This is a genomic window from Streptomyces sp. NPDC020747 (assembly GCF_044334695.1).
Taxonomy (GTDB): domain Bacteria; phylum Actinomycetota; class Actinomycetes; order Streptomycetales; family Streptomycetaceae; genus Streptomyces.
Genome location: NZ_JBIRTJ010000021.1, coordinates 1 through 22,572 on the forward strand (window position 1 = coordinate 1; position 22,572 = coordinate 22,572).

A 22,572-nucleotide genomic window follows, 5' to 3' on the forward strand; every position below is an offset into this window, starting at 1 on the left:
CGGCCACCGCTCCTCCAGCGATCGGATCGGACGTCACCGCACATCCAACCGCCACGACCGCCGACCCGGCGAACCAACGCGGCCACAGCACTAGAAGCGAAAGGGGCACCCGGCGCGTCCGGCGCCGGGTGCCCCTCTTCATGCCGTACGTCAGTCGTCCCTGCGTCAGTCCTCGCTGGACGCCGACGGGAGCTTGGTCTGGATGAGGTCCATCACCGTGGAGTCGGTGAGCGTGGTGACGTCACCGAGCTGACGGTTCTCTGCGACATCGCGGAGCAGCCGGCGCATGATCTTGCCGGAACGGGTCTTGGGCAGCTCGGCCACCGGCAGGATCCGCTTCGGCTTGGCGATCGGGCCGAGGGCCTTGCTGACGTGGTCGCGCAGGTCGCCCACGAGGCTCTCGGTCTCCGACGCCGTACCCCGCAGGATCACGAAGGCCACGATCGCCTGGCCGGTCGTCTCGTCGGCCGCGCCCACGACCGCCGCCTCGGCGACCGACGGGTGCGAGACGAGCGCCGACTCGACCTCGGTGGTCGAGATGTTGTGCCCGGACACGAGCATCACGTCGTCCACCCGGCCGAGCAGCCAGATGTCGCCGTCGTCGTCCTTCTTGGCGCCGTCGCCCGCGAAGTACTTGCCCTCGAAGCGCGACCAGTACGTGTCGAGGAACCGCTGGTCGTCGCCCCAGATGGTGCGCAGCATCGACGGCCACGGCTCGGTGAGCACGAGGTAACCGCCGCCTCCGTCCGGCACTTCCCGCGCCTCGTCGTCGACGACGGTCGCGGCGATACCGGGCAGCGCCCGCTGCGCGGAGCCGGGCTTGGTCTCGGTGACGCCCGGCAGCGGCGAGATCATCATCGCGCCGGTCTCGGTCTGCCACCAGGTGTCCACGATCGGGGTGCGGTCGCCGCCGATGTGCTTGCGGTACCAGATCCACGCCTCGGGGTTGATCGGCTCACCGACGGACCCCAGCACCCGCAGGCTGCTGAGATCGAACTTCGCGGGGATGTCGTCGCCCCACTTCATGAACGTACGAATGGCCGTCGGCGCCGTGTAGAGGATCGTCACGCCGTACTTCTGCACGATCTCCCAGAAGCGCCCCTGGTGCGGGGTGTCCGGCGTGCCCTCGTACATCACCTGCGTCGCGCCGTTCGCCAGCGGTCCGTACGTGATGTACGAGTGGCCGGTGACCCAGCCGATGTCGGCCGTGCACCAGTAGACGTCGGTCTCCGGCTTGAGGTCGAAGACGGCGTGGTGGGTGTACGCGGCCTGGGTGAGGTAGCCGCCGGAGGTGTGCAGGATGCCCTTCGGCTTACCCGTGGTCCCCGAGGTGTAGAGGATGAACAGCGGGTGCTCGGCGTCGAACGCCTCGGGGGTGTGCTCGGCGGACTGCTTGGCCGTGATCTCGTGCCACCAGACGTCACGGCCCTCGGTCCACGCGACCTCCTGGCCCGTACGGCGGACGACGAGGACCTTGTCCACGCCGTCGACCCGGGAGACCGCCTCGTCGACCGCCGGCTTGAGCGCGGAGGGCTTGCCCCGGCGGTAGCCGCCGTCCGAGGTGATGACCAGCTTGGCGTCGGCGTCCTGGATGCGGGTGGCGATCGCGTCGGCCGAGAAGCCGCCGAAGACCACGGAGTGCGCGGCGCCGATGCGGGCGCAGGCCAGCATCGAGACGACGGCCTCGGGAATCATCGGCAGGTAGATGGCGACCCGGTCGCCCTTCCCGACTCCGAGCTCGGTGAGGGCGTTCGCCGCCCGGGAGACCTCGTCCTTCAGCTCGGCGTAGGTGATGGCGCGGCCGTCACCGGGCTCGCCCTCGAAGTGGATGGCGACCCGGTCGCCGTTCCCGGCCTCGACGTGGCGGTCCACGCAGTTGTACGCGACGTTGAGCTTGCCGTCCTTGAACCACTTGGCGAACGGCGGGTTGGACCAGTCCAGGGTCTCGGTCGGCTCGGTGGCCCAGGTCAGCCGACGGGCCTGCGCGGCCCAGAAGCCGAGCCTGTCAGCCTTGGCCTGCTCATACGCCTCCGCGGTGACGTTGGCGTTCGCGGCCAGGTCGGCGGGCGGCGCGAACCTGCGCTCTTCCTTCAGCAGGTTGGCCAGGCTTTCGTTGCTCACGACATCTCCCTTGCGGTGCTGTGCCAGGGGCGACCGTTGTGTCCCAGGCCACAGCTCATCAGACGGGGACCCCTGGTGACAAGGGCCGTCCGAAAATTGGTTTAGACCTGTGGGCGGGATCATGTGCGCGTGCGGCCTCCCGCGGACACGGGGGGCCATACGTTCCCACGGACGGGAAAGGAGCGCGGTTCAGGCTCGCGAGCGGGGCGGCCCCGTGGGAGGGGTCGGGGCGGGCCCCGGTAAGTGGGCGGTGAGTCCCGGCGACACGCCGTGAACGCGGCGTGCCGCCGGGACTCACGCGACAGTTGCTTCGCCGCACGGATTCGCCAACAGCATCGTGGGCTCGGCGGGGTTTCTGGAACGGGTGGTTCGGGCGGGTGTGACTTTTCAGACAGGTGTGTCGTGCAGTGCCGTCGCCGCGACCCGGTCGAAGACCTCGCCGTCCGGCTCCTCGTGATGAGCGCGCTCCGTGAGGAGATAGGCCTGGGCCTCGCCCACGTGGAAGTACATGCCGTGCAGTTCGAGTGCGCCCTCCTGCAGCGCCCGCGCCACGGAGTCGTGCGCCCGCAGATGCTCCAACTGCTGCACCACGTTGGTCAGACAGAGCTGCTCGACGGCGTCGGCCGGTGCCCGTCCGGCGATGCGCGTCCAGGGCCGGTCCTTGGCGGCCATCCGCTCCAGACTTGGCAGCCCGTGCCGCAGCCACCGCTTCAACGGCGTCTGCGCGCCGCCCGGTTCGGTGTTCATCAGCGCCTGCATCGCCCCGCAGCCGGAGTGCCCGCACACGGTGATGGACCGCACCTGCAGCACCTCCACCGCGTACTCGATGGCGGCCGCGACCGAGTCGTCGGCGCTCTCCTCGCCCGGGGGCGGTACGAGATTGCCGACGTTCCGTACGACGAAGAGGTCGCCCGGGCCGCTGGACGTGATCATCGACGTGACCAGCCGGGAGTCGGCGCAGGTCAGGAAGAGCTGGGAAGGCTGCTGCCCCTCCCGCGCGAGCCTGGCCAGCTCGCCACGCACCAGGGGCGCGGTGTTGCGCTGGAACGAGCTGATGCCGCTGGCCAGTTGGTGCCCGCTCCGACGCCCGGCCTGCGGGGCGCTGCTCTCGGGGCGCTCGCAGTGGTGGTTGCGCCAGGGCGTCCAGGGCCGGCAGTGGCAGTGCGAGGTCTCTCCTGTGCCTCCCTGGACGTGGGGCGCGGCCAGCCGGGCTCCGGTGCGTCCGGTCAGCTCGACGGAGCCGCCCTGTGCGAGGTGCGTGCTCTGCCAGTCGTGCAGCGACTCGTACGCCGCGTGGTCCATGAAGGAGCCGTCCAGCTCGACCACGGCATCGGCTCCCTGGGGCACGAGATGCAGGGTCCGGCTGAGGCGCGGCACGGCGAGGAACGTCAACTGCCCGCGTACGCGTACGTGGTGGACGCCGGCCGAGTCCTCGTCGTGGGTGATCCGGGTGCGGGTGAGCCGGTGCAGGGCGACTCCGACGGCCACGGCGATCCCCAGGAGGACGCCCTCCAGTACGCCGAGGACGACGACGGCGAGGGTCGTGACCGCGTACACCAGCACCTCTCGGTGACGGGTGACCGTGCGGATGTGGTGCAGGGACACCATCTGGATGCCGACGGCCATCACCAGGGCGGCGAGCGCCGCGAGGGGGATGAACTCCAGGACCGGGACCATCAGCAGGGCGGCGACCACCACCCAGACGCCGTGCAGCATCGTGGAGTTCCGGCTGACCGCTCCCGCCTGCACGTTCGCCGAGCTGCGTACGGCCACGCCCGCGACGGGGAGCCCGCCGAGCGATCCGGAGACGATGTTGGCGGCGCCCTGTCCGAGCAGCTCGCGGTCGAGGTCGGAGCGCTTCTGCTGAGTCGGCCGCCCGGCCGTGAGCTTGTCCACGGCGACGGCGCCGAGAAGTGACTGGACGCTGCACACCAGCGTGACGGTGAGCACGGCGGCGGTGATCCCGAGCGCAGGCCCCTCGGGCAGTCCGGCCAGCGCGTGGCTCCGCCAGGACGGCAGGTCGACCTTGGGCAGGGTGAGTCCGGCGAGCACCGCCGTCGTGGTGGCCGCGGTGACGGCGACGAGTGCGGCGGGCACCTTGCGAAGGGCTCGGCCCACGCGTCCGGGGATCCGGGGCCAGGCCAGCAGGACGATCAGGGTCAGGGCGCTCATCGACAGCGCCGCCACCTGGGGGTGGGCCAACTGTCCGGGCAGCTCCCGCATGTTGGCGACGACCGAGCTGCGCGGGGAGCCGCCGAGCACGATGTGCAGCTGGGCGACGGCGATGGTGATGCCGATGCCGGCCAGCATGCCGTGCACGATCGCGGGGCTGACGGCGAGGGCGGAGCGGGCCACCCGCAGGAAGCCCAGGCCGAGTTGGGCGAGACCGGCGAGGACGGTGATGGCGCAGGTCGTACGCCAGCCGAACTTCTGGATGAGATCGGCGGTGACCACCGTGAGCCCGGCGGCGGGGCCGCTCACCTGGAGCGGGGCGCCGCCGAGGCGGCCGGCCACCAGCCCGCCCGCGGCGGCGGCGACGAGCCCCGCCTGCAGCGGGGCCCCAGTGGCGAGGGCGATGCCCAGGGACAGCGGAAGGGCGATCAGGAAGACGGCGATCGATGCGGACAGATCGGCGCCGGCGATGTGGGGGACGCGGGGGAGCCGGGGGGTTCGGCGGCGGGGCTCGGGCGGGCTGTGCGGCCGCCCCTCGTCCGGCATGTGCGATGAGTCGTCGGTGCGGGTGGGGACGCAGGCAGGCATGGTTCCCGTCTTCCTCCGGGGCTACGCGGTCGCTTGGGGCGCGGCCGTGGGTCACGGCGTACAGCGGCGGGATTTCTCAACGCTCGGTAAATGAATCGTAATGGAGAGTAAAGGACGTGTGCGAAAAAGTAGCGCAAATGGGTCAGTAATTCACTCCGGGGAGTGATTAATCATTTTGATCGGCTTGTCGTACTAATTCCTTCCGGGACCCCTGCGATCTTGGGATAGCTGTCGGTTTCTGTCCGTTTTCTCGGGGTTCTCCGGGATTCCACCGCACGGAATCCCTTCCGCTTTGGCCCGACTGAAGGAAGAAGGTGGGCGGAACATGACCACCACTCAGAGGATCGTCGCGGGTGTCACGGCCGCCGCGGCCTGCGCAGCCGCGCTCGCCGGCTGCGGTGTCGGTGACACCGGCGCCGAGAAGGGCGCGCACGGTGACGTCGCCCGCGACGCGACGAAGGCCGCGGGCGCCCCGGCACCCAGGAACGCGGTCCGGCTGATCGGCGACGGCTCCACCGCCTTCACCGGCGCCCAGCCGCACCTGCCGCGCCCCGAGCGGCTGAAGCCCGGTCAGAAACCGCCCCAGTTCGTGGTCTTCTCCTGGGACGGGGCCGGCGAGGACAGCCAGCGGCTGTTCTCGCACTTCCGCAAGGTGGCCAAGGCCAACAACGCGACGATGACGTACTTCCTGAGCGGTGTGTACATGCTTCCGGAGGCGAAGCGTGAGCTGTACCGGCCGCCGCAGCACTCACCGGGCCGCTCCGACATCGGCTTCAATGACGAGCAGGGCATCAAGGACACCGTGCGGCAACTGCGCGGCGCCTGGCTGGAGGGCAACGAGATCGGCACGCACTTCAACGGCCACTTCTGCGGCGGCGGGGGCGGTGTGGGCCAGTGGTCGGTCGAGGAGTGGAAGGACGAGATCGCCCAGGCCAAGTTGTTCGTCAAATCCTGGAAGAGCACCACGGGTACGACGAAGGCCTCCCCGCTGCCCTTCGACTACGACAAGGAACTCATCGGCGCCCGCACTCCCTGCCTGGAGGGGCGGAAGAACTTCATGCGCGCAGCGCGGGAGCTGGGCTTCCGCTACGACACCAGCGGCGTCAACAACCAGGTCTGGCCCAAGAAGGAGAAGGGCCTGTGGGACCTGTCGATGCAGCTCGTCCCCGTCCCGGGGCGTGCCTTCGAGACGTTGACCATGGACTACAACTTCCTGGTCAACCAGTCGGGCGCCACCACCCGGGGCAACCCGGCCAAGCACGAGTACTGGGGCGACCAGATGAGGGACGGCCTGCTCAAGGGCTTCTCCCGCGCCTACAAGGGAAACCGCGCGCCCCTGATCATCGGCAACCACTTCGAGTCCTGGAACGGCGGCACGTACATGCGCGCCGTCCAGGAGACCATTGAGCGCGTCTGCACCAAGCCCGAGGTGCGCTGTGTCTCCTTCCGTCAACTCGCCGACTGGCTCGACATCCAGGACCCGAAGACCCTGGAAAGGCTCCGCACCCTCAAGGTGGGCGAGGACCCGAAGGGCGGCTGGACGTCGTTCCTCTCCGAGCACCCGTCCTCGGCACTCCTCTCCGAGCAGCCCGCCCCGGCCCCGAAGGGCGTCCCGGGGGCACCGGCGGTCAAGCGGTAGCCCTGGCCGGGGTGAGCGAGGTGGGCGGGCGTGAGTGGTCGGCACGCGCCGGCCGGGTGTTGCGGGCGCACCGGGCCGGCACGGGGACCGTCCGGCTGGGCGGGCAGACGGTTGGTCGGTCGGTCGGGCGGGCACGGGGGAGCGGCGCCCGGCCGTACGGCGTGAGGCTCAGGCCCTGGCGGCCTCGGCCTCGCGCAGGACGAACTCGGGGTCGACCTGGGCGGCCAGGTCGGCGCCCGTTCGTTCGTTGCCCCAGGACTGGGCGTTCTTCAGGTGGAAGTGGACCATCTGGCGGGTGTAGCGCTCCCAGTCGCGCTGCTCGTACGTGGCGTCGGCCGCGGCCTGGAGAGCGCGCAGCGCACGGAGGTTGCCGTCCTCCAACTGCTCGAACCTGGGCGGGCGGCCCTTCTCCATGGCGCGCACCCAGTCCGAGTGACCGACCGTCAGCAGCAGGTCGTCGCCGACCTCGCCCCTGAGGAAGTCGATGTCGTCCTGCCCCTGGACCTTGTTGCCGACGACCTTCAGGGTGACGCCGAAGTCGCGCGCGTACTCCTTGTACTGGCGGTAGACGGAGACTCCCTTCCGGGTCGGCTCGGCGACGAGGAACGTGATGTCGAAACGGGTGAACATGCCGGACGCGAAGGAGTCCGAGCCCGCCGTCATGTCGACGACGATGTACTCGCTCTGGCCATCGACGAGATGGTTCAGGCAGAGCTCCACTGCACCGGTCTTGGAGTGGTAGCAGGACACTCCCAGGTCGGCCTCGGTGAACGGGCCGGTGACCATCAAACGGACGGCGCCTCCGTCGAGTTCCACCGGCCGCGCGCAGGCCTCGTACACCGGATTGTCCTCGCACACCCGCAGCAGCCGGGAGCCCTCGCCGGGCGGGGTCGTCTTGATCATCGTCTCGGCGGACGTGATGCGCGGGTTGGAACCGCGGAGGTAGTCCTTGATGAGCGCGAGCCGGTCGCCCATGGCGGGCAGCCGCTGGGCCTCCGTGTCGTCGAGGCCGAGCGCGGGTCCGAGGTGCTGGTTGATGTCGGCGTCCACCGCGACGACGGGCGATCCGGTGGACGCGAGGTGGCGCACGAAGAGCGAGGACAGGGTGGTCTTGCCGCTGCCGCCCTTCCCAACGAAAGCAATTTTCATGTTCATTAAGGTACCGGCGAGATGGCGTCCGGGGGCCGCCACACGTGAAGAAGACCACTCATTAGTGGGGCGCGGGCCTGGTGTGCGTAGGGTCGTACTCATGAGTACGACAGGTGGGAACGCCGACCCGCTCGCGGCGCTGGGGTCGCTGCCCGGCGTGGCCGAATCCGTGGAGTCCGTGCGCAAGGCCGTGGACCGGGTCTACGGGCACCGCATCATGCGGCGCCGCAGCAACGCGATCACCTCGGAGGCGGCGCTGCGCGGCGCGCGCGGTTCCGCGGCGCTGTCCGGTGCCGACTGGGCGCTCGAAGAGGTGCGCCGGCGGGCCGACTTCAGCGGCGACGACGAGGCCCGGGTGGTGGGCTCCGCGCTCAGGCTGACCGCCGAGGCGGGCCAACTCCTGTCCATCTGGAGGCAGTCGCCCCTTCGGGTACTGGCGCGGCTGCACCTGGTGGCCGCCGCCGACAAGGGGGACACGGTCGGGCGTCCACGACGGGACGGTGAATCCGTCACGGAGACAGCCGCGGCCGTCGCCGCGGGACCGCCGTTGATCGGACTTCCGCTGCCGGACGCGGCCGAGGTAGAGGGCCGTCTCGACGGCCTCGCGCGGCTGGTCATCGCCGGGGGTTCCGCGCCCGCCCTGGTGACCGCCGCGATCGTGCACGGCGAACTCCTCGCGCTGCGCCCCTTCGGGTCCCACAACGGCCTGGTCGCGCGCGCGGCCGAACGCATCGTCCTGGTCGGCAGCGGCCTCGACCCCAAGTCCGTCTGCCCGGCGGAGGTCGGTCACGGGGAACTGGGCCGCGCGGCCTACGCCTCGGCCCTCGAAGGCTATGTCTTCGGTACTCCGGAGGGGATGGCGACCTGGATCGCCCACTGCGGCAAGGCGATCGAACTCGGCGCCAGGGAGTCGACGGCGGTGTGCGAGGCGCTTCAGCGAGGGGCCGCGTAGGTATGCGGGCGCCTGGGTGTTTGGGGTCTCCGAGCGCTTGGGTCGCTGAGTGCCTGGGCTCTGAACACCTTGGCCCTTGAGCTCCCCTGAACAGGGTTGCGGCGGTACGGGATCCGTACCGCCGCTGGCATGTCCACCCGGTTACCAAGCGTCCTCGAGATATTGCCCATCAGGTCGGGAACTGTTGCCCGTCGCCTGGTGCGGCTGGCCCGTAATCGACGGGTCGACGTCGCGTGGGTGCCCGGTTTTCATGCGCGGTCCGTGGGGCCTCGGTTGCGTTTGAAGGTAATCCTCTCGGATGTCCTTGGTCTCGCGGGCCGTTAACCCCTTTGTACTCCTGGTCCGGAGGAAGCGGAACCCCTCGCCGTACTTCTTTACTTTTAGGATCAAAGGGAGTGAATCGGGCGCACTCGCGGTCCGTGGATCACACGGCTGCGCCGCGCCGGCGGTTCGCGTACCAGACCAGACCCGCCGTGGCGGCCGCCGCTCCTATCGCCGCGGCGGCGACGAGGGCCGGCCGCGGCGGCACCGACAGCCGCTGCTTCAGCCGGACCGGGTGGTGGAAGTCGAGGATGGGCCACGCGCGCGCGGTGGCCTCGCGGCGCAGTGCGCGATCGGGGTTCACGGCGTGCGGATGACCGACCGCTTCGAGCATCGGGATGTCGGTCGCCGAGTCGCTGTAGGCGTAGCAGCGCGAGAGGTCGTACCCCTCGGACGCGGCCAGCTCCTTGACGGCCTCGGCCTTCGTCGGGCCGTACGCGTAGTACTCCACCTCGCCGGTGAAGCAGCCGTCGTCGCCCACGACCATCCGGGTCGCCACCACCCGGTCCGCGCCGAGCAGTTCGCCGATGGGTTCGACGACCTCCGCCCCCGACGTGGAGACGATCACGACGTCCCGGCCGGCGATGTGGTGCTCCTCGATGAGGGAGGCGGCCTCGTCGTAGATGATCGGATCGATCAGGTCGTGAAGGGTCTCGGCGACGATCTCCTTCACTTGTTGGACGTTCCAGCCGCGGCACAGCGCCGACAGGTACTCGCGCATCCGCTCCATCTGGTCGTGGTCGGCGCCGCCCGCGAGGAAGACGAACTGGGCGTATGCGGTGCGCAGCACGGCCCGGCGGTTGATCAGACCGCCTTGGTAGAACGACTTGCTGAAGGTGAGCGTGCTCGACTTCGCAATGACCGTCTTGTCCAGGTCAAAGAAGGCCGCTGTGCGGGGCAAGGAGTGGTTTTCCACGGGGTCGAGCATATGCGCCCGCCATTCGGGCTAGTGTGGGGCGCGTGGGTTTGCCTGAGAGGGCTCTCGGGTACACCATGGAAGTCACGGATCGTTCGCGACCGTGCTAACCCGGTCCGGCTCCTCCCCCCCCGAGTCAGACCGTGGGGACGACCCCCGCTCTCCCCCCCGGCGGGGGTCGTCGCATGTCCGGGTGGGTTTTCAACCTTACTTTTTCGAACGCCGGGCCCTGTTGTGCGGGCTGCGGCGTTCCTCTGTGTCTGCACAGGATTCGTCACTTTGAGTAGTCGCTGTGCTGCTCTGTGGAAGTCGTACAACAATCACCCATCGGTCACTCGCCGGTCACCGGTTTGGGTGAAGGCGATATTCACAACCATCGAGTTGTCCACAGTTATCGACCAAGATCCACACGTTTTCCTGGATCGCTGCACCGTGATTCCAACGCGCACCGCTCGCGGCAGTTCATGGCCGGTTCCGATTGTCCGGCGGCTATGGCCGGTTCGTATCGGCGGTTCATATGGAGGGCCGGTTGCCGGTTCTTCGCGCGGGCGGGAATCGCGGGGCCGCAGGGGCGCCGCGAGGAAGCAGCGAAGGGGGCTGGAGATCGTGGCGGGAGCAATCACACACGACCGGCTGTCGGCCGCCGAGGGGCGGCAGGGCGGACCGTTGATCGTCACGGAGGACGCGGATCTGCTGGACGACCTGCTGCGGCTGTGCGCCGCGGCCGGCGCCCGGCCCGAGGTCCACCACGGGGTGCCGGAACGTGGCGGCGGCTGGGAGACGGCGCCCCTGGTGCTCGTCGGCGACGATGCCGCGCGGCGGGTGCGAGGGGCCGCGCGCAGACGCGGCGTGGTGTTGGTGGGGCGGGATCAGGACGATTCCGGGGTCTGGCGGAGGGCTGTGGAGATCGGCGCCGACCATGTTCTGCTGCTGCCGGATGGCGAACAATGGTTGGTCGACCGGATCGCCGACGTGGCCGAGGGAGTCGGTCCGCCCGCCCTCACCGTCGGCGTGATCGGCGGTCGCGGCGGTGCCGGGTCCTCCACGCTCGCCTGCGCGCTCGCGGTCATCTCGGCGAGCCAGGGCAGGCGCACGCTCCTCGTCGACGCGGATCCGCTGGGCGGCGGACTCGATGTACTCCTCGGAGGAGAGGCCGCCGAAGGGCTGCGCTGGCCGGACTTCGCCGCGTCGCACGGCCGGGTCGGCGGCGGCGCCCTGGAGGAGTCGCTGCCCTCGCTGCACGCCCTCCGGATCCTCAGCTGGGACCGCGGCGACTGCGTCACGATCGCACCCGAGGCCGTCCGGGCCGTGCTGGCCGCTGCCCGGCGGCGAGGCGGGGCGGTGGTCGTGGACCTGCCGCGCCGGATCGACGAGGGCGTCGCGGAGGCCCTCGCCCAGGTGGACCTGGGTCTCCTCGTGGTCCCCGCCGAACTGCGCGCCGTCGCGGCGGCCGGGCGGGTGGCGTCCGCGGTCGGCATGGTCCTGAAGGACCTGCGCGTAGTGGTGCGCGGACCGTACGCGCCCGGTCTGGACGACAGGGAGGTCGCCCGACTGCTCGGGCTCCCACTGGCCGGCGAAGTGCCGGTGGAGACGGGGCTGTTGGAGGCCCAGGAGCGAGGAGCCCCGCCCGGCGCTGACGGCCGGGGGCCGCTGGCCCGCTTCTGCTCGACGTTCTGGGAGCGGACGGCTGTCGCGGGAGGGGGCGTATGAGCGGCGGCACGCGCGTGCGTGGCGCCGCGGCGGGGCAGGCGGGAGTCTCGGGCGGGCGTACGGGGGCGGCTTCGGATATGGGGCTGCCTTTGGACGAAGGGCCTGCGGGTCGCCGGGCGAGCGGGGGTCTGGGCGCGGATGTGAGGCCTGCGGGTCGCCGTGCGAGCGGAGGTTTGGCTGCGGATGTGGGGCTCGCGGGGTGGCGTACGGGCCTGAGTGGGCCCGGGGACGCGAGCTCGGCGGGTCGGCGTGCGGGCGGGAACGCGGCTTCTGACACGGGGCTGTTGGACGGGGTCCGGCAGTGGCTCGCCGAGAGCGGGGCCGAGCCGACTCCCGCGCGCGTGGCGCAGGCCCTGCGGGAACAGGGGCGGGTGCTCGGGGACGCCGAAGTGCTCGGGGCGGCCGAGAGGTTGAGGTCGGAGCTGGTCGGCAGCGGGCCGCTGGAGCCGCTGCTCGGTGATCCCTCGGTCACCGACGTGCTGGTCTCGGCGCCCGACCGGGTGTGGGTGGACCGGGGCGGCGGCCTGGAGCTGACGGCCGTCTCCTTTCCGGACGCGGCGGCCGTACGACGCCTCGCGCAGCGCCTGGCGGCCGTGGCCGGGCGGCGGCTCGACGACGCGCATCCCTGGGTGGACGCGCGGCTCCCGGACGGCACCCGTCTGCACGCGGTACTGCCACCGGTCGCAGTCGGCTCGACATGCCTGTCGCTGCGGGTCGTACGGCCACGGGCCTTCACGCTCTCCGAGCTGGTGGCGGCGGGGACGGTACCGCCGGGCGGGGACCGGCTGCTGCGGGCGCTGCTCGACGCGAGGCTGTCCTTCCTGATCAGCGGCGGTACGGGCAGTGGCAAGACGACGCTGTTGAGCGCCCTGCTGGGCCTCGTCGGGCCGGGTGAGCGGATCGTGCTCGCCGAGGACTCGGCGGAGCTGCGCCCCGACCATCCCCACGTCGTACGGCTGGAATCCAGACCCGCCAACCAGGAGGGCGCCGGACTCGTCACGCTCCAGGACCTGGTGCGCCAGGCCCTGCGGATGCGGCCGGACCGGTTGGTCGTCGGCGAGGTGCGCGGGCCTGAAGTAGTCGCTCTTCTGGCAGCTCTGAACACTGGCCATGAAGGCGGCTGCGGGACCGTCCACGCCAACGCGGCCTCGGGAGTGCCGGCCCGGCTGGAGGCGCTGGGCACGGCCGCTGGGCTCGACCGGGCCGCTCTGCACAGCCAGGTGGCGGCCGCGCTCTCGGTGGTGCTCCATCTCGTACGCGACCGGGCCGGGCGGCGGCGGATCGCCGAGGTACATGTGCTGGAACGGGATCCGGCGGGGCTGGTGGTGACGGTGCCGGCACTGCGGTGGGGCGCGGATGCCTTCACGTACGAGCGGGGGTGGGAGCGGCTGCGGGGGCTGCTCGGCGGCACCGGGGACGTCGGGGACGGCTGGGGCTCCGGGGACGCCGCGGACTCCGGGGACTCGGGGCGCCCTGGGTCCTCCGGGACCTGGGGCGGCGGTCTGGCATCGGCGAAGTCGGGGAATTCGGTGAAGTCCGCGAGAGGGGTGAGGGGTTGTGACGGGGGTCGGTGAGGTGTCGGTGCCCGTGAGTGCCGCGATGGCGTGTGCCGGTGTGGCGGCCTGGCTGATGGGCGGGCCGGGGGCGCGGCGGGCACGGCTGGTGTGTGCGGGCGGCGGTGCGGTGGGGGTCGGGCCGCCGGTGTGGGAGCGGGCCGTGCGGGCCGGAGAGCGGCTGCGGCGGTGGCACCGGCTGCGGGGCGAGTGGTGGGTTCTGGTCGCCGGGGCCGTGGTCGGCCTGCTCGGGGCGTCCGTGGTGCCGCTCGTCGCGGGGGCACTCGGGGTGCCGCTGGTCCGACGGGCCAGGCGTGCGGGGGCGGCACGGCGGGCGCGGGAGCGGCGGGCCGACGCCGTGATCGCGCTGTGCGGGGCGCTCGCGGGGGAGGTGCGCGCCGGGCGGCAGCCGGGTGAGGCCCTGCTCGGCGCGTCCCGTGACTCGGGCGGGCTCGGCCGCGCGCAGGCGGTGGTGCTGGCGGCGGCCCGGTTCGGCGGGGACGTGCCCGGCGCGCTCACCGACGCGGCACGACGACCGGGAGCCGAAGGACTGCTGGGCCTCGCCGCGTGCTGGCGGGTCGCCGTGGACCGGGGCGCCGGACTCGCGGCCGGGCTCGACCGGCTGGAGGGCGCGTTGCGCGCGGAGCGGGACCAACGGGCCGACCTGCGTGCCCAGTTGGCCGGGGCACGGTCCACAGCGGTCCTGCTGGCGGGACTGCCGGTGCTCGGACTGCTCCTCGGCACCGCGCTCGACGCCGATCCGCTCCATGTCGTGCTGCACACCGGCGCGGGGCTGGGCTGTCTGTTCGTCGGCGGGGTCCTGGAGGGCGTCGGACTGTGGTGGGTGCTGCGGATCGTACGGGGAGCGGAGGCGGGATGAGCACGGAAGTTGTCCACAGGCTGGGGGTCGAGCTGTGCGTCGTGGTGGCGGTGTGGGCGCTCGCCCGGGCCCTGGGTACGGCGCGGCGGGAGCGGAGAACGCGAAGGCGGTTGAAGGCCGTGGTGCCCGTGGGCACGGGGGCGGCTGTGGGCACCGGGCCGGCCGTGGAGTCGGAGTCCGGCGGGCGGCGCCTGGAGATGCGCGGTGAGCTGAGGCGGTGGCTGCCGGTCTTCGGTGCTCTGAGCGTCTGTTGGGCCGTCGTCGGCGGCGCGACCGGGGTCGTGGTCGGGCTGGTTGCCGGCTTCGGGATGTGGCGGTGGCAGCGGAGACCGGCGCCGGTGGAGGAGTTCGACGTGGGGCTGGCCACGCGGCAACTGCCCCTCGCCGCCGATCTGCTGGCCGCCTGTATCGCGGCGGGTGCCGGTCCCGCTGTGGCCGCCCAGGCGGTGGGGGAGGCGCTGGACGGGCCCGTGGGGCAGCGCCTGGCGCGGGGTGCGGCCGAGGTACGGCTCGGAGGCGAACCGGCCGAGGCGTGGCGGGGATTGGCCGCCTTGCCCGGGGCTCGGGCGCTGGCCCGGTTGCTGGAGCGGGCGGGCGAGTCCGGGGTACCGGCGGCGGGGCCCGTCGCACGCATCGCCGCCGACGCCCGCGCGGAGTGGGGGCGCACCGCCACGGCCCGTGCTCGGCGGGCGGGTGTCCTGGTCACCGCGCCGGTGGGGCTGTGCTTCCTGCCCGCCTTCATCGCCATCGGCGTGCTGCCCGTGGTGATCGGGCTCGCGGGCGGGGTGCTGGGTGGGGGTGGTGGGTGACGTACGGAATGGCGTGAACGACGAGTGATCAAGGTCGGCTAAACGGCGAACGGCCAAGTGCCGTGGGGCCGAAGGGCCAAGGTCCAACTTCAAAGGTCAACGGAACAGAGCTGTACGGGGGTTCGGATGAGCAAGGCAATGCGGCGAGTACGAGTGCGAGTGCTGGGGCCGGTGCGGGCGTGGGTCCTGGCGGGCCGGGACTGGAAGGCGCGGAGGGACGCCGGGATGGTCACCTCCGAATACGCCATGGGGTTGATCACGGCCGTGGGGTTCGCCGTGGTGCTCTATGAAGTGCTGACCAGCGGGCAGGTGCGTGGCGCTCTGCAGGACATCGTGGGGCGGGCGCTCAATGGACAGTTCTGAGGCTGGGGCGTCCGGTGCGGACGTGCCTCTGGAGATGTCCCGGGACCGGGGTTTCGTGACGGCGGAGGCGGCCGTGGTGCTGCCCGTGCTGGTCGCGTTCGCGATGGCGCTGATCTGGGCGCTGATGGCGGCGGCCGCGCTGATCCAGTGCGTGGACGCGGCCAGGGCGGGGGCCCGCGCGGCGGCCAGGCAGGACCCGCCGGGCACGGTGCTGGCGGCGGCCCGCGACACGGCGCCGAGCGGCGCGCGGGTCACCGTCCGGAGAGAGGGCGACCTGGTGCACGTACGGGTCGAGGCGAAGACACCGGGGCCCGACGCGCTGACCCTGGACCTGACGCACGAGGCCGCGGCCCTGGCCGAGGAGACGGTGGGGGCGGGCGGATGAGGAGGGAAGGACTCCGGTCACGTGCGAAGGCCGCTACGAGAGCGAGTGGGAGGGCGCTTGCGCGAGTGGGCACGGGTCCGCGTGGGCGGGCGCGTGCAAGGGCCGTCGCCAGGGCCCCCGTGAAGGCCTTCGCGTCGGACCGAGGGTCGGCGACCGTTTGGACCGTGGGTGCGATCGCCGTGCTGTGCGTCGTGTTCGGTGCCGTCCTTGCCATGGGCCAGGCGGTGGTGATCCGTCACCGCGCGGGCGGAGCGGCCGACTTGGCGGCGCTCGCGGCGGCCGACCGCTGGATGGAGGGTGGGGCGGCGGCCTGCGGGCAGGCGGAGCGGGTGGCACGGGCCCAGGGCACCCGGGTCGTGCGGTGTGCCGTCCAGGGCGAGGTCTCGGACGTCACGGTCGCGGCGGGACGGGGACCGTTGACGGCGGAGGTACGGGCCAGGGCGGGACCGGCGGGGCCTGTAGGGCCCGTAGGGCCTGTGGTTCCGGCCGGTCCTCCCGGATCGGCGGGGTCGGCGGATCCGCCGGGATCAGCTGGTCCCGGCACACCTCCGGCGCCGACCAGAGCGTCCGGCCGAGCCGTCGAGGAGGTGGGGCCGTAACCCTCAGCCTCAGCTCTCCCCGGCCGGCTTCTCCGGTGCCCCCTTCAGCAGCACCGTCAGCAACCGCACGGCTCCCCGTTTGTGCAGTGGCTCGTTGCCGTTGCCGCACTTGGGGGACTGGATGCAGGACGGGCAGCCGGCGTCGCACTCGCAGGAGGCGATGGCCTGGTGGGTGGCGGTGAGCCACTCGCGGGCCGTGTGGAAGGCGCGTTCCGCGAAGCCGGCGCCGCCGGGGTGGCCGTCGTAGACGAAGACGGTGGGCAGCAGGGTGTCCGGGTGCAGCGGGACGGAGACGCCGCCGATGTCCCAGCGGTCGCAGGTGGCGAAGAGCGGCAGCATGCCGATCGACGCGTGTTCGGCGGCGTGCAGGGCGCCGCCGAGGATCTCGGGGTTCACGCGGGCGGCGTCGAGCTGGTCCTCGGTGACCGTCCACCACACGGCACGGGTGCGGAGGGTGCGGGGCGGGAGGTCGAGTTTGGTCTCACCGAGCACCTCGCCGGTGATGACACGACGACGCAGGAAGGAGACGACCTGGTTGGTGACTTCGACGGAGCCGTAACACAACCGGCCGTCGCCCCAGGGGACTTCGACGTCCGTCTCCAGGACGGAGATGGTGGTGGTGTCGCGGGCGACCGTCGAATACGGGGGGTTGGCCTCCTCGACCAGGGCGACGGAGTCGTCCAGGTGGAGCTCCTTCACCAGGTACGTACGGCCCTGGTGGAGGTGGACGGCGCCCTCGTGGACGGTGGTGTGCGCGGCCGCCGCGTCGACCGTGCCCAGCAGGCGCCCGGAAACGGCCTCCACGATCTGTACGGGGCTGCCGCCCCCGCCGCGGATGTCGGCCAGATCGGCGGCCCGTTCCCGGCGGGTCCAGTGCCATGACTTCGTACGGCGGCGCAGCAGCTTCGCGGCCTCCAACTGCGGCAGCAGCTCGGCGGTGGCGGGGCCGAAGAGGGGCAAGTCGTCCTCGGTCAGCGGAAGTTCGGCGGCCGCGGCGCACAAGTGGGGCGCCAGGACGTACGGGTTGTCGGGGTCGAGGACGGTGGATTCCACCGGCTGGTCGAACAGGGCCTCGGGGTGGTGGACGAGGAACGTGTCCAGCGGGTCGTCGCGGGCGACCAGGATCGCCAGCGCCCCCTGCCCGGAGCGACCGGCGCGGCCCGCCTGCTGCCACAGGGAGGCCCGGGTGCCCGGGTAGCCGGCGATGACGACGGCGTCCAGTCCGGAGACGTCGATGCCGAGTTCGAGGGCGGTGGTGGCGGCGAGGCCGAGGAGTTCGCCGGAGTGGAGGGCCTGTTCCAGGGCGCGGCGTTCCTCGGGGAGGTAGCCGCCGCGGTAGGCGGCCACGCGGCGGGCCAGCGAGCGGTCGATCTCCGAGAGGCGTTCCTGGGCGATCACCGAGATCAGCTCGGCGCCGCGTCGCGACCGTACGAAGGCGACCGAGCGGACACCCTGCACGGTCAGGTCGGTGAGGAGGTCGGCGGTCTCGGCGGTGGCGGTTCGGCGGACGGGCGCGCCCTTCTCGCCGTGGAGTTCGGTGAGGGGCGGTTCCCAGAGGGCGAACACCAGTTCACCGCGGGGTGAGGCGTCGTCGGCGACCTCCAGTACGGGCAGGCCGGTGAGACGGGAGGCGGCGACCGAGGGCTCGGCGGCGGTGGCCGAGGCCATCAGGAAGACGGGAGAGGAGCCGTAACGGGCGCACAGGCGGCGCAGCCGGCGCAGCACTTGGGCGACATGGGACCCGAAGACGCCCCGGTAGGTGTGACATTCGTCGATGACGACATAGCGCAGGGCGCGCAGGAAGGAGGACCAGCGGGGGTGTGACGGAAGTATCCCGCGGTGCAGCATGTCGGGGTTGGTGAGGACGTAGTTGGCGTACTGGCGTACCCATTCGCGCTCTTCGACGGGTGTGTCGCCGTCGTAGACGGCGGAGCGTACGGCATTGCCCAGAGGTTGTGAAAGTTCCTTCACAGATCGGCGCTGGTCGGCCGCCAGTGCCTTCGTCGGAGCGAGGTACAGCGCGGTCGCGCCACGGCCGTTCGGGGCCTCGGAGCCGTCGAGGAGCGTCGACAGGACCGGGACGAGATACGCGAGGGACTTCCCGGAGGCCGTGCCCGTGGAGACGATCACCGAGTCGCCGTCCAGGGCGTGCTCGGCGGCGAGTGCCTGGTGGGCCCAGGGATGTTCGATTCCCGCTGACTGCACCGCGGCGATGACCTCCGCGCGGATCCGGTCGGGCCACACGGCATGACGACCCTCACGTGGGGGCAAGTGCTCCGTATGAGTGATGCGCGAAGCCCGGCTCGGCCCCGAGGCGAGCCGGTCCAGGATCTCGCCCGGCGAGGGGCGGGATGCGGTGTCCGTCGAGGTTCGATCGGATCGGTGATTCTTGGCCATCGGCATCGAGTGTGTCACTGGCATGACGGACAATGGACCCAAGGCGTCGTGCACGCCTGCCGGTAAGTGATTGAATGCCATCGCGGCTGGCGAACCGTCCCGGGGGCTCTGCCGAGGTGTCCCTTGGGATGACCGCTCGATAGCAAGGTGCTGGAGGATCCGTGGACCTGTCCCTGTCGACCCGTACCGTCGGCGATCGTACGGTCGTCGAGGTCGGTGGCGAAATCGATGTATATACCGCGCCCAAGCTGCGCGAGCAGTTGGTCGAGCTGGTGAACGACGGCAGTTTTCACCTCGTCGTAGACATGGAGGGCGTGGACTTCCTCGACTCCACCGGGCTCGGCGTTCTGGTCGGCGGCCTGAAGCGGGTGCGTGCCCATGAGGGTTCGCTCCGGCTCGTCTGCAATCAGGAGCGCATTCTGAAGATCTTCCGCATCACCGGCCTCACCAAGGTGTTCCCGATCCACACCTCGGTCGAGGAAGCGGTGGCGGCCACCGACTGACCGGCCGTGGACCGGCCCGTCCCTGACTGGCCGGTCAGCGGCCGACAGCCGGATCCCGGGCCGTGTCCGGGAGGCAGAAGTCAATGGAGGGGGGCCGGGTCTCGGCGACCCGGCCCCCCGACCGCACGCCCGTAGTTCCGAGGGGGATGCATGGCCACCGTTGAACTCCGCTTCAGCGCGCTGCCCGAGCACGTCAGGACCGCCCGTCTGGTGGCGGCAGCGGTGGCGCGCAGGGCCGGAGTGGACGAGGCCGTTCTCGATGAGGTCAGGCTCGCCGTCGGCGAAGCCTGCACCCGGGCCGTCGGCCTGCACCAGAGTGGCGGAATCTCGGCGCCGGTGCGGGTGTCGCTGATCGAGGAGGAGAAGCAGTTCTCCATCGAGGTCGGCGACGAGGCCCCGCACACGGTTCCCGGCGACAAGACGCCGGGCGCCCATGGCGGAGCCAACGGCGTGGACGTTGAGACCGAGGAGGACGAGATGGGCCTCGCGGTCATCAGCGGCCTCGTCGACGACGTCGAAGTGACCGCCGGTGAGAACGGCGGCCTGATCAGGATGAGCTGGCCCACCACGCCGCCGGCTGCGCTCGTTCCCTGATCCGCCCCCTGGTACTGCCCCAACATGTGCGAAAGGGCCCTGCTGAGCAGGGCCCTTTCGCATGTCTGCTTCCTTTTCTGATCAAGCCCCGCGTTTTCGTGAATCAATTCACTATCTGGATTACGATCAACAATACGATCGGCTTTTCGCCACGCCGGGCGCCAATGGATCACGCGTCAATGCTTTTGAGGCATTACCGCTTTCGGGTTCCGTAGCGGTACGTGGATCATTTGCTGAAGAGCATGTGAAGGCTGATTCCACTTACCGCGCACTGTTTTGATCAGGTTCCGGTACCTACAATCCGTCCACATCTTGAGCTCGGTCCAAGCGTCAAGGAGGACGAATGGCGGGGCTGTCTTCCCCTCATCAGTTTGACCAACCCACAACCTTCGCAGCCGCAGTACTGACCGACGACAACCGTCTCATCGTGATGGTCATCGCGGCCGTCGCCCTTGCGGCGCTTGTCGTCGCCGGGGTCCTGGTACGCCAGGTACTCGCGGCGGGCGAGGGCACCGAGAGCATGAAGGAGATCGCGGTGGCGATCCAGGAGGGCGCGAATGCCTACCTGGGGCGTCAGATGCGCACGCTCGGCGTTTTCGCCGTCGTGGTGTTCTTCCTGCTCATGCTGCTGCCCGCGGACGACTGGAATCAGCGCGCCGGACGATCGGTCTTCTTCTTGATCGGCGCGGCGTTCTCGGCGACCACCGGCTATATCGGCATGTGGCTCGCCGTGCGCAGTAATGTCCGCGTGGCCGCCGCGGCACGGGAAGCGACTCCGGCGGAAGGTGAGCCCGAAAAGGATCTCACCGCCGTCTCGCACAAAGCCATGAAGATCGCTTTCCGCACGGGCGGCGTCGTCGGCATGTTCACCGTGGGGCTCGGACTCCTTGGTGCGTCCTGTGTGGTTCTCGTCTACGCGGCCGACGCGCCCAAGGTCCTGGAGGGCTTCGGGCTCGGTGCCGCGCTGATCGCCATGTTCATGCGTGTCGGCGGTGGCATCTTCACCAAGGCCGCCGACGTCGGCGCCGACCTGGTCGGCAAGGTCGAGCAGGGCATTCCGGAGGACGACCCGCGCAATGCCGCGACCATCGCGGACAACGTGGGCGACAACGTCGGCGACTGTGCGGGCATGGCCGCCGACCTCTTCGAGTCGTACGCCGTCACGCTCGTCGCCGCGCTGATCCTCGGCAAGGCGGCGTTCGGCGACTCCGGGCTCGCCTTCCCGCTGATCGTGCCCGCGATCGGCGTACTCACCGCGATGATCGGCATCTTCGCCGTGGCTCCGCGCCGTTCGGACCGCAGCGGGATGAGCGCCATCAACCGCGGGTTCTTCATCTCCGCGGCGATCTCGCTGGCGCTCGTCGCGGCGGCGGTCTTCGCCTATCTGCCGTCCTCGTACGCCGATCTGGACGGTGTCACGGACGAGGCCATCCTCGGTCACGCCGGCGACCCGCGGTTCCTCGCGCTCGTCGCGGTCGCCATCGGCATCGTCCTGGCCGCGCTGATCCAGCAGCTCACCGGCTACTTCACGGAGACCACCCGGCGTCCCGTACGGGACATCGGCAAGACCTCGCTGACCGGCCCGGCCACCGTCGTCCTCGCCGGTATCTCGCTCGGTCTCGAATCGGCCGTCTACACCGCCCTGTTGATCGGCCTCGGCGTATACGGGGCCTTCCTGCTCGGCGGTACGTCCATCATGCTGGCGCTCTTCGCGGTGGCCCTGGCCGGTACCGGCCTGCTCACCACGGTCGGCGTCATCGTCGCCATGGACACCTTCGGTCCGGTCTCCGACAACGCGCAGGGCATCGCCGAGATGTCCGGCGACGTCGAGGGCGCGGGCGCGCAGGTGCTCACCGACCTGGACGCCGTCGGCAACACCACCAAGGCCATCACCAAGGGCATCGCCATCGCGACCGCGGTACTGGCGGCGGCGGCGCTCTTCGGCTCGTACCGCGACGCGATCCTCACGGCCGCGAACGAAGTGGGCGAGAAGGTCTCAGGGCCTGGCGCGCCCATGAACCTGATGATGGACATCTCACAGCCCAACAACCTGGTCGGGCTCATCGCGGGCGCCGCGGTCGTCTTCCTCTTCTCGGGGCTGGCGATCAACGCGGTCTCGCGCTCCGCCGGGGCCGTGGTCTACGAGGTGCGGCGGCAGTTCCGCGAGCACCCCGGGATCATGGACTACACCGAGAAGCCCGAGTACGGGCGCGTCGTCGACATCTGCACCAAGGACGCGCTGCGCGAGCTGACCACACCGGGGCTGCTTGCCGTACTGACGCCGATCGCGATCGGCTTCACGCTCGGGGTCGGCGCGCTCGGCTCGTTCCTCGCGGGCGCCATCGGCACCGGCACGCTGATGGCGGTGTTCCTCGCCAACTCCGGTGGCGCGTGGGACAACGCGAAGAAACTCGTCGAGGACGGCCACCACGGCGGCAAGGGCAGCGAGGCCCATGCCGCGACGGTGATCGGCGACACGATCGGCGACCCCTTCAAGGACACCGCGGGGCCGGCGATCAACCCTCTCCTGAAGGTGATGAACCTGGTGGCGCTGCTCATCGCGCCCGCGGTGGTCAAATTCAGCTACGGCGAGGACAAGAGCGTGGGCATGCGGGTTCTCATCGCGGTGCTCTCGTTCGCCGTCATCGTGGGCGCGGTGTACGTGTCCAAGCGGCGAGGCATCGCCGTGGGTGACGAAGGCAACTCCGAGCGGGTGGCCAAGTCGGTGGATCCGGCGGTGGTTTCGTAGCCATCGGACAACCGGCCGGGTCATAGCCCGGTAGGGCTCCGCTCAACGGGCGGGCGGACGGCGCGTATTGACGTGCCGTCCGCCCGCCCGTGTGTGTCCACGCCCTGTTCGTGAGCCTTATCTCGCTTGGTGCAAATGGCTTCAATAACGGATGAAGTGGACCTTCGTCACG

The 22,572-nt window shown here is 70.8% G+C and carries 18 protein-coding genes; 13 read left to right on the forward strand and 5 right to left on the reverse strand.

Features of this window, described 5'->3' with window-relative positions; translation table 11 throughout:
- Positions 1-165: 165 nt before the first annotated feature.
- A complete protein-coding gene (acs, locus tag ACH4YP_RS41280) occupies positions 166-2,121 on the reverse strand; it encodes an acetate--CoA ligase (RefSeq protein WP_361060941.1) in 1,956 nt (651 codons plus the stop codon).
- A gap of 387 nt (positions 2,122-2,508) precedes the next feature.
- Entirely contained in the window at positions 2,509-4,881 is a 2,373-nt protein-coding gene (locus ACH4YP_RS41285) for a SulP family inorganic anion transporter (protein WP_361070606.1), read from the reverse strand.
- Positions 4,882-5,206: 325 nt separating this feature from the next.
- Between ACH4YP_RS41285 and ACH4YP_RS41290 the strand changes: the two genes are divergently transcribed.
- Positions 5,207-6,520 carry a hypothetical protein gene (locus ACH4YP_RS41290; protein ID WP_398496296.1) on the forward strand — a complete coding sequence of 438 codons (1,314 nt, stop codon included), beginning with the start codon at positions 5,207-5,209 and terminating at the stop codon, positions 6,518-6,520.
- A 168-nt stretch (positions 6,521-6,688) separates the two neighbouring features.
- Here ACH4YP_RS41290 and ACH4YP_RS41295 read toward each other — a convergent pair whose 3' ends face one another.
- Positions 6,689-7,675, reverse strand: a complete 987-nt coding sequence (locus tag ACH4YP_RS41295) for an ATP-binding protein (RefSeq protein WP_398496298.1) — start codon at positions 7,673-7,675, stop codon at positions 6,689-6,691.
- Positions 7,676-7,769: 94 nt separating this feature from the next.
- Between ACH4YP_RS41295 and ACH4YP_RS41300 the strand changes: the two genes are divergently transcribed.
- Positions 7,770-8,621: an oxidoreductase gene (locus tag ACH4YP_RS41300; protein WP_398496299.1), complete on the forward strand. Its 852-nt coding sequence runs from the start codon at positions 7,770-7,772 to the stop codon at positions 8,619-8,621.
- 424 nt (positions 8,622-9,045) lie between these two features.
- Here the strand turns inward: ACH4YP_RS41300 and ACH4YP_RS41305 are convergent, their stop codons facing one another.
- Positions 9,046-9,870, reverse strand: coding sequence for an HAD-IB family hydrolase (locus ACH4YP_RS41305; RefSeq protein WP_361070616.1), 825 nt, complete (start codon positions 9,868-9,870; stop codon positions 9,046-9,048).
- 594 nt (positions 9,871-10,464) lie between these two features.
- On the opposite strand from ACH4YP_RS41305, the gene ssd reads away from it, so the two are divergent.
- From ssd to ACH4YP_RS41340, 7 genes are all read left to right on the forward strand, one after another.
- Positions 10,465-11,568, forward strand: a complete 1,104-nt coding sequence (gene ssd, locus ACH4YP_RS41310; RefSeq protein ID WP_398496301.1) for a septum site-determining protein Ssd — start codon at positions 10,465-10,467, stop codon at positions 11,566-11,568.
- 77 nt (positions 11,569-11,645) lie between these two features.
- Positions 11,646-13,142, forward strand: coding sequence for a TadA family conjugal transfer-associated ATPase (locus tag ACH4YP_RS41315; protein WP_398496428.1), 1,497 nt, complete (start codon positions 11,646-11,648; stop codon positions 13,140-13,142).
- A gap of 25 nt (positions 13,143-13,167) precedes the next feature.
- On the forward strand, positions 13,168-14,001 hold the full coding sequence (locus ACH4YP_RS41320) for a type II secretion system F family protein (protein ID WP_398496430.1): 834 nt from the start codon (positions 13,168-13,170) through the stop codon (positions 13,999-14,001).
- A complete protein-coding gene (locus ACH4YP_RS41325; RefSeq protein ID WP_398496303.1) occupies positions 13,998-14,810 on the forward strand; it encodes a type II secretion system F family protein in 813 nt (270 codons plus the stop codon). The genes ACH4YP_RS41320 and ACH4YP_RS41325 overlap by 4 nt, the downstream gene beginning before the upstream one ends.
- 138 nt (positions 14,811-14,948) lie before the next feature.
- Positions 14,949-15,173, forward strand: a complete 225-nt coding sequence (locus ACH4YP_RS41330) for a DUF4244 domain-containing protein (protein WP_361070624.1) — start codon at positions 14,949-14,951, stop codon at positions 15,171-15,173.
- Positions 15,174-15,207: 34 nt separating this feature from the next.
- On the forward strand, positions 15,208-15,558 hold the full coding sequence (locus ACH4YP_RS41335) for a TadE family type IV pilus minor pilin (RefSeq protein ID WP_361070638.1): 351 nt from the start codon (positions 15,208-15,210) through the stop codon (positions 15,556-15,558).
- 119 nt (positions 15,559-15,677) lie between these two features.
- Positions 15,678-16,157, forward strand: a complete 480-nt coding sequence (locus ACH4YP_RS41340) for an Rv3654c family TadE-like protein (RefSeq protein ID WP_361070626.1) — start codon at positions 15,678-15,680, stop codon at positions 16,155-16,157.
- 9 nt (positions 16,158-16,166) lie between these two features.
- On the opposite strand, the gene ACH4YP_RS41345 is transcribed toward ACH4YP_RS41340, so the two are convergent.
- Positions 16,167-18,635: a DEAD/DEAH box helicase gene (locus tag ACH4YP_RS41345; protein WP_398496306.1), complete on the reverse strand. Its 2,469-nt coding sequence runs from the start codon at positions 18,633-18,635 to the stop codon at positions 16,167-16,169.
- A gap of 80 nt (positions 18,636-18,715) precedes the next feature.
- Between ACH4YP_RS41345 and bldG the strand changes: the two genes are divergently transcribed.
- From bldG to ACH4YP_RS41365, 4 genes are all read left to right on the forward strand, one after another.
- Complete coding sequence (gene bldG, locus ACH4YP_RS41350; protein WP_003975386.1) at positions 18,716-19,057, forward strand: anti-sigma factor antagonist BldG; 342 nt, start codon at positions 18,716-18,718, stop codon at positions 19,055-19,057.
- Positions 19,058-19,207: 150 nt separating this feature from the next.
- Complete coding sequence (locus tag ACH4YP_RS41355) at positions 19,208-19,651, forward strand: ATP-binding protein (protein ID WP_143640318.1); 444 nt, start codon at positions 19,208-19,210, stop codon at positions 19,649-19,651.
- Between the two features lie 61 nt (positions 19,652-19,712).
- Positions 19,713-19,931 (forward strand): hypothetical protein, encoded by a 219-nt coding sequence (locus tag ACH4YP_RS41360; protein WP_398496308.1) that lies wholly within the window; start codon positions 19,713-19,715, stop codon positions 19,929-19,931.
- Between the two features lie 63 nt (positions 19,932-19,994).
- Positions 19,995-22,400, forward strand: coding sequence for a sodium-translocating pyrophosphatase (locus ACH4YP_RS41365; protein WP_398496309.1), 2,406 nt, complete (start codon positions 19,995-19,997; stop codon positions 22,398-22,400).
- Positions 22,401-22,572 lie beyond the last annotated feature (172 nt).